At 69.6% G+C, this 7,282-nt stretch carries 7 protein-coding genes; 3 read left to right on the top strand and 4 right to left on the bottom strand.

Going from position 1 to position 7,282, the window contains the following annotated elements:
- Nucleotides 1–464, bottom strand: a 464-nt coding sequence (locus KUTG_RS32750) for an alpha/beta fold hydrolase (protein WP_043722283.1), incomplete at its 3' end; no start/stop codon positions are given.
- A 140-nt stretch (nt 465–604) separates the two neighbouring features.
- Between KUTG_RS32750 and KUTG_RS32745 the strand changes: the two genes are divergently transcribed.
- Nucleotides 605–1,753, top strand: a complete 1,149-nt coding sequence (locus KUTG_RS32745; protein ID WP_043722281.1) for a hypothetical protein — start codon at nt 605–607, stop codon at nt 1,751–1,753.
- Here KUTG_RS32745 and KUTG_RS32740 read toward each other — a convergent pair.
- Nucleotides 1,750–2,691 (bottom strand): D-2-hydroxyacid dehydrogenase family protein, encoded by a 942-nt coding sequence (locus tag KUTG_RS32740; protein WP_198047828.1) that lies wholly within the window; start codon nt 2,689–2,691, stop codon nt 1,750–1,752. The genes KUTG_RS32745 and KUTG_RS32740 overlap by 4 nt on opposite strands.
- A gap of 2 nt (nt 2,692–2,693) precedes the next feature.
- On the bottom strand, nt 2,694–3,518 hold the full coding sequence (locus tag KUTG_RS32735) for an AraC family transcriptional regulator (protein WP_043722277.1): 825 nt from the start codon (nt 3,516–3,518) through the stop codon (nt 2,694–2,696).
- 76 nt (nt 3,519–3,594) lie between these two features.
- Between KUTG_RS32735 and KUTG_RS32730 the strand changes: the two genes are divergently transcribed.
- Nucleotides 3,595–4,443, top strand: a complete 849-nt coding sequence (locus tag KUTG_RS32730) for an MBL fold metallo-hydrolase (protein WP_043722275.1) — start codon at nt 3,595–3,597, stop codon at nt 4,441–4,443.
- A gap of 76 nt (nt 4,444–4,519) precedes the next feature.
- Here the strand turns inward: KUTG_RS32730 and KUTG_RS32725 are convergent, their stop codons facing one another.
- Nucleotides 4,520–6,091, bottom strand: a complete 1,572-nt coding sequence (locus tag KUTG_RS32725) for a phytoene desaturase family protein (RefSeq protein ID WP_043722272.1) — start codon at nt 6,089–6,091, stop codon at nt 4,520–4,522.
- Nucleotides 6,092–6,370: 279 nt separating this feature from the next.
- On the opposite strand from KUTG_RS32725, the gene KUTG_RS32720 reads away from it, so the two are divergent.
- The gene (locus KUTG_RS32720; protein ID WP_052395678.1) at nt 6,371–7,261 is read left to right on the top strand and encodes a hypothetical protein; all 891 of its coding nucleotides are present in this window, start codon (nt 6,371–6,373) and stop codon (nt 7,259–7,261) included.
- The last annotated feature ends 21 nt before the right edge of the window (nt 7,262–7,282 follow it).

Raw genomic sequence — 7,282 nt, 5'->3', positions numbered from 1 at the left:
GTGGCCCGCAACCGCAGGGACTGCACCAGTAGCCATATCGCGCCGGGGATTCGCGCCAGCCGGGGCAGCGGGGCGAACACCGAGGGGAAGAAGGCCTCGAAGCAGTCGCACGGGGTCAGCACGACCCGCCCGACCCGCGCGGAGTGGTCGGCCATCACCAGCTGGGTGATGGCTCCGCCGGTGTCGTTGGCGACCAAGGTGACATCGGAAAGGTCGAGGGCCTCCAGGAACTCGGCGACCATGGCGGCCAGGCCCGGCGGCGTGAGGTCGGCGTCCGGCACGGGGACGGAATGGGCGCCGAGCGGCCAGTCCGGGACGATGCACCGGTATCCGGCGCCGGCGACGACGGGCACGACCTTGCGCCACAGGTCGCCGTTGACCAGCAGGCCGTGCACGAAAACGACGGGCGGGCCCTCGCCGAACTCCTGGTAGCGGAGGCGGCTGGCACTGAGCTCGATCTCCATGCCAGAAACATACAGGCAGTACGTATGTAACGTCCAGAGCCTTGTGGCCAGTGTGAGCAGGACCCCTGGTTACATCGGGCCTATCCCTGAGCCGCATTGCGTAGGTTTGACACCACACACCGATCACCCGAGGGGGCGCCGTGGAGACCGGGACCGAACCACCCCAGCCGAGGCTGGCCCGCCACCTGGCGATGGCCGAGGTATACGCCGATCAGACGTTGTCTCAGCGGTTCGCGAGCGATCTGAACCACCTGCTGGCCGAGACCAAGCAGACGCCCCGCACCCCCACGAGCACCTGGGACGAGTGGCGCGCGGCGGTCGCGCGCACCATCGGCCCGCCGCTCACGGACATGGTCCTGCCGTCGGAACCGGCCAGCGCGCCGGTGATCCCGCCCAATCAGCGCCACCTGTGGCGCAATCGCTTGCGGGCCATGCACGCCGCCGTCACGAGCGAGCCGCAGCCCTGGCCCGAACTGCGTATGACGGTCGCTCGCCTCTACCTCGACCTGCTCGCGGCCGGCGTGTGGGAGTCGGGCGAGCAGTGGCGGCCGGAACTGCGGGACGTCGTCTCGACGCTCCCGTTGCGGGACGGCGAGAGCGCTCCGGGCCAGCTGGAGTCGTACCTCAGCTCGCTGATCGCGGTGTGCCTGGCCCTGCTGACCCAAGAGGCCGATCTGTTCGGCAGCGCCCCGAACGACGCGATCGCGAAGTCGGCGTGGGACAAGGCGGCCGAGGTCGCGGCCTTCGCCGACGCGGAGCAGGCCGAGCGCTACCTGTACCACCCGGACCAGCCCTACGCCCGGGTCGCCACCCGCACGGACGTGGACTGGGTGATCGAACTGGCGGTGGACTCGGCCGACGACCCGCACGCGGAGCTGCGGGCGGCGTTCGAGAGCGCGGGCCTCGATGTGGAGCTGATCGACGGGGTCTGGGTCTCCAAGGGCACGTTCAAGAACCCGCGCCGGGCGGCCGCCCGCATCGCGACGCTGGTCGGCGGGGCAGTGCGTGACCATGGCGTACAACGACAAGCGGGCCAGCGTGATCATTCGCAACGGCCGCGAGGGTGGTGGGTGGCCGACTCGACCGCCCCGCGCTGGCGCTACTACAAGCTGACCACGATGGCCACGCCGGAGTCGCTGCTCGGTGACGCCGAGGGCCTGCCGCCGACCAGGGAGAACGATCCGTTCCGGCCGGTGCCGGACCGGGTCGCGGCCCTGTTCGAGGCGGCCGACGTGAACTCGCAGCACATCCTGATGCTGTTCGACAGCTTCCGGCCGCGGCTGCGTTAGGACAGCACCCGCACCGGCTTCCCCGCCACGAAGGCGTCGATGTCCTCGACGGCCTCGGTGAAGTAACGGGTGTAGTTGCCGCGGGTGACGTAGCCGAGGTGGGGCGTGGCCAGCACTGTCGGCAGTGTCCGAAGTGGATGGTCGGCCGGCAGCGGTTCGAGGTCGAACACGTCGAGCCCGGCCCCGGCCAGCCGCCCGGCGCACAAGGCGGCGATCATGGCTTCGGTGTCCACGATCGCCGCCCGCGAGGTGTTGACCAGCAGCGCGGACGGCTTCATGCAAGCCAGCGCGGCGTCGTCGACCAGGCCACGGGTGCGGTCGCCGAGCGCCAGGTGGATGGACACGATGTCGCTTCCCGCCAGCAGTTCGTCCTTGCTCGACGCCAGCGTTGCGCCGGCCGCCTCGGCCCGTTCGGCTGTCAGATTCTGGCTCCACGCCAGCACTTCCATGCCGAACGCCCGGGCAATGGCCGCCACCCGGGTCCCGATCTTGCCCAGTCCGAGCAGGCCGAGCGTGGACCCGGCCAGGTCGGTGCCGATCGTGCTCTGCCAGGCCCCGCCGGCCCGGAACGCCCCGTTTTCGGGCACGAGGTGACGAGCCAGGCCCAGGATCAACGCCCAGGTCAGCTCGACCGGCGGCTCGGATCGACTGGCCGTGCCGCACACGGTGATCCCCTGAGCCGACGCCGCCTTCAGGTCGATCGACGCGTTGCGCATGCCGGACGTGATCAGCAGCTTGAGCCGAGGCAGCCGGGCCAGCAGCGAGGCCGGGAACGGCGTGCGCTCACGCATGATCACCACCACGTCGAAGTCGGCCAACGCGGCGGCGACCTCGTCCTCGGTGTCCATGTGCTCACGGAAGACGGTGAGGTCGACCCGGCTCCAGTCGGCGATGGCCGAGGCCGCGTCCTGGTAGTCGTCGAGCACGGCGCAGCGCAGCATCACAAGACCTCCGAAAGCCGGTACTGGTTGGGCGACTGGCCGAACAGCCGCTTGAACGCGTGGGAGAAGGCGAACGGCGACTCGTAGCCGACCTGGCGGGCGATGGCCGACAGCGGCGCGTCGGAGTCGCGGAGCAGACGGGCGGCCCGGGTCATCCGCCACCATGTCAGGTAGGCCATCGGCGGCTGGCCGACGAGCGCGGCGAACCGCCGGGCCAGGGTGGCCCGGGACTGCCCGACCAGTGCGGCCAGTTCGGGCACGGTCCACGGCCGCGCCGGATCATCGTGGATGGCGTGCAACGCCCCGGCCACTGCCGGATCGGCCAGCGCGGCCGACCAGCCGACGCCGGGATTGTCGTCGAGCCAGGCCCGAAGCATGTACACCAGCAGCAGATCGAGCAGACCCGACACGACGGCATCACGCCCCGAGCGGTCGGCCTCGACCTCGGCGCCGAGCAGGTCGATGGCCGAGCGCAGCTCGGGGTGGCGGCCGACGGTCGCGGGCAGGTGGATGATCTCGGGCAGGTCGCCGAGCAGGGGATGCGCTCGCGACCGGTCGAGCCGGTACTTGCCGCACAGCAGTTCGGTTCCGTCGCCGGCCAGCGCATGCGCGGCGCCGTGCGGCAACAGCACGACATCGCCGACGCCGAGCCTGATTGGTTCGGCGAAATCGCCGAGCAGCGAGCAGTTGCCGCGCAACAGGATGTGGAAGCCGGCGCCGTCGTAGGCCTCGAACGGCACCTGCCAACGGACGTCCACCGAGGTGCGGTTGGACGACGGCCGCCCGGTCCGCAGCACGGCGACAACATCGCTCAGCACATCCATGGCCTGAGCGTATCAAGCATGGAACCGATGCTTGCAAGCATTCAAACGCTCAGCTGTGAGCCGCAGACTTGTACCCATGGACACCATCACCTTGGGCGAGGTCGAGATCACGCGGGTCGTCGAGCGGCACGGCGAGTTCGGGCCGCTGCGCACATTCGTGCCGGGCGTGCCGGACCCGGCGCCTTCCTGGCTGGTCCCCGACCACCACGACCCGGCGACCGGCGGCATGATCGCCGCGGCCCAGACCTGGGTACTGCGCAGCGCCGGCCGCACGATCCTGGTCGACACCGGCGTCGGCAACGATCGCGTGCGCACCAACCCGGTTTTTGCCGGCTGGCACACGGATTTCCTCGAACGGCTGAGCGCCGTCGTCGATCCGTCCGATGTGAACGTCGTGGTCAACACGCACGTGCACGCCGATCACGTCGGCTGGAACACGCATGACGTCGACGGCGAGTGGGCGCCCACGTTTCCCAACGCCACCTACCTGATCCACCGCGCCGACCACGAGCATTTCAAAGGCACCGAGGTGCACGACGACAGCGTCGCCCCGGTCATGGACCTGGTCACGTTGTGGGAGAACGGTTTCCGCATCGACGACAACCTCGAACTGGAGGCCGCGCCCGGGCACACGCCGGGGTCGGCGGTGCTGCGGCTGCGGTCCGGGAGCGACCGGGCGGTGTTCGTCGGCGACATGCTGCACAGCCCGTACCAGGTGACGGATCCGTTGTGCAACAGCACCTTCTGCCTCGACCAGAATCAGGCGCAGGCCACCCGGCTGCGTGTTCTCGGCCGGGCCGCCGACGAGCGGGAACTGGTCGTGCCGGCGCACTTCGGCGGGCACGGGGCGGTCGAGGTGGCCCACGACGGCAGCAACTTCGCCATTACCGGTTGGGCCGCCTTCGCGCAACTTTCAGCGGCGTGAAAGCGCCGTTCCTGAACTCCGAGTAGAGGAAAGCCCCCGTCCAAGCGTCAAAGACGGCGGCGCGAGTGAGGGGGTGTCAGTCCATCAGCTCCTGGGCCACGATGTAGCCGGAGCCGCCGTTGATGCCGTGGCCAGGCCAGGTGGCGGCGCCGAGCATGTACAGGTTGGGCACGACGGTGCGGTGGCTGGGCTGGCCGGGCAGCGGGCTGAACACGTAGCTCTGGGCCAGGTCGTGGCTGCCGCCGAAGGGATCTCCGGGGCCGCAGTTGGGGTTGAACGCGGCGAGCTCGCGCGGGCTGATCACGTGCCGGTCGAGGATGATGTCCTTGAGCCCGGACACATGCCGGGCGGCCTCGTCGACGACCCGGTCGGCGAAGGCGTTCTTGACGTCCTCGGTCCAGCCGTGCTCGCCGACGGGGATCGTGCCGGCGGCGTCGCCGTGCACGATCGCCGGCACCTCAAGCATTTGCAGCCGCGCCACGGCTCGACCGGGCGGGCAGCGGGAAGAGTCCAAAGTGGACGGTGTGTCCCACGAGATCGTCGGCTCGACCGGCAGTAAACCGCGCAGGGCCTCGTTGGTGGCACGAGAGATCGCGTTGAGGCCACCGGTCAGGTGCGGCTGGCCGACGTGCATGAGCCGCTCGTCGTGGAACCGGGCCGGCTCGGACAGCGCGAGATGAACCTGCACCGCGCCGAGACCGTAGCGATAGTCCTTGGCGTGCTTGCGAATCGCGGGCGGGGTGGCGCCGTGCTCGTGGTCGAGCAGCCGCAGGTAGAGCTGGTCCGGATTGACCGAGGCGATCACGGCCCGGCGCGCGTGGATCACGTCGCCGTCGGCGGTGCGCACGCCGACGGCATGCCCACCCTCGACCAGGACGTGTTTCACCCACTGTCCACAGCGGACCTCGCCACCGTTGCGCTCGACGATCTTGACCAGTCCCTTGACCAGCTCTTCGCTGCCACCACGGGGAATGGGCATGCCGACCATGGTCAGCGCGGCCAGCACCAGCACGGTCCAGGTGCCACTGTTGGCGTCGTCGACGGCCCGGCCGAGGTGCGTGGCCCACGGCGCGAGCATGGCCCGCAGCACGGGCGAGCGGAACCGCTGCTCAAGCAGGGCCCGCGCGCTCAGCGTGAACATGTGGGCGAAATCGGAGAAACCACCGTCGGCCGTGTGCATCAGGCCCTGGATCGCCGCGGCCGAGCTGGGCGTTGTCAGGTCGGCCGAGCACAGCGCGAACACCGTCTCGATGGCCGGCCCGAACTCCTTGAAGATCTCCCCCATCGCGTCGCCGTCGCCGGGCGCGAGCCGGTTGGCCTCGACGATGTTCTCGTCGAGATCGGTGGACACCACCGAGCTGCGGCCGTCGGGCAACGACACCCCGGTGGGGTATCGCGTGTTGAGATAGTCGATGTCCAGTTCGGACCGGAGATCCGCGTACGCCGGGCCCGCCACGAACAGCGGGTGCGCCGCCGAGAAGTTGTCGTGCACGAAGCCGGGCAAGGTCAGCGGGTCGGTGCGGACCAGGCCGCCGGGCCGGTCGTTGCCCTCAAGGACCAGCACACCCCAGCCGGCCCGCGCCAGGTACGCGGCGGCCACCAGCGCGTTGTGGCCGCTGCCGACGACGACCGCGTCGTATCCCACCATCCCCGAATCATGACCGCCGCCGGCCGCCCGGGACAACAGGTGATTGCGTGCCGTTTCCGTGACGCGGCAGTGACGGCCGACCTTCCTGGAATCGGTCCAAACTGGAACGCAGGGTCGCCGCGCCGGGCCATGCAGGGAGTGGTCCGGCGCGGGCGAACCCCGAGTGAATACGATTTCGCCTCACATCCACAAGGCGCGAAACTTAAGTGTTAACACGATGTCGGCAAGCGCCAAAAGAAGGGTGGTACCCCGGGAATTCTTCCGTCACAATCGGCGGCGATGACGCAACGCCGCGACTTCGCGCCCGCCCTGCTCGGTGCGATCACCGCCAGCGGGTTGACCCTGGACCGTATCGTCCACCGACTCGCCGAGCGGGGATTCGCGCTGAGCACCGCCACGCTCAGCTACTGGTCCAGAGGCCGGAGCAGACCCGAGCGTCCGGAGTCGCTGGCCGCGCTCAAGGCGCTGGAGGAGATCCTCTGCGTGCCGCCGGGCTCGCTGCGTGAGCTGCTGGGCGACCGGGTCAGACGGGGCCGCAACCGCCAGCGGATGGTGCCGTCGGGCGAGCTCTGGGGCCACTTCGGCCAGGCCGTCGACCAGCTGATGTCGCAGGTCCAGCGGCCGGCCGAGCACCGAAGAGTGATCAGTTACCACGAGCGCTACGCGATGGATCAGCGCGGCGGCGAGAACTACTGCCGGGTCATCGCCGTGCTTGAGGCCGTGACCGAGAAGGCCCGGCACATGATCGCCGTCTACCGGGACGACACCCGCTGCGCCCGACTGCCCACGGTGGTGCCGGTGGCCGGGGTGCGGCTCGGCCGGGTCGGCGTCGACCGCGAGTCGCATCTGATGGCCGCCGAACTGTGGTTCGACCAGAACCTGCGCAAGGGCGAGCGAACCGTTGTCGAATACGGCCTCGAATTTGTACCCGGCGGTAACAGGGCGGTGATGTGCGAACGGCGATTCGCGGCCCCGATCCGACAGTACGTTCTGGAGATCACCTTTCATCCGGAAGCGGTTCCGAGACACTTCCGGTCCAGCTCGGAACCGACCGACGGCGGTCGCGGCGTCGCCACCGAGTTGTTCATCGACGACCGCCGCACCGTCCGGGCGGTGTGGCTGGACCAGCCGGCCGGGGCCTACCGGATCGAATGGGAGTGGGACCGATGAGTTCTGCTCCTGGCCGTCGTT

Source organism: Kutzneria sp. 744 (genome assembly GCF_000568255.1).
Classification (GTDB): Bacteria; Actinomycetota; Actinomycetes; order Mycobacteriales; family Pseudonocardiaceae; genus Kutzneria.
This window is presented reverse-complemented; position numbering and strand designations above follow the sequence as displayed.

Bases quoted from the DNA above. Each gene is read 5' to 3' on its own strand.
- KUTG_RS32720 (WP_052395678.1), top strand. From the start codon at position 6,371: ATGACGCAACGCCGCGACTTCGCGCCCGCCCTGCTCGGTGCGATCACC.
- KUTG_RS32730 (WP_043722275.1), top strand. From the start codon at position 3,595: ATGGACACCATCACCTTGGGCGAGGTCGAGATCACGCGGGTCGTCGAG.
- KUTG_RS32725 (WP_043722272.1), bottom strand. From the start codon at position 6,091: ATGGTGGGATACGACGCGGTCGTCGTCGGCAGCGGCCACAACGCGCTG.
- KUTG_RS32735 (WP_043722277.1), bottom strand. From the start codon at position 3,518: ATGGATGTGCTGAGCGATGTTGTCGCCGTGCTGCGGACCGGGCGGCCG.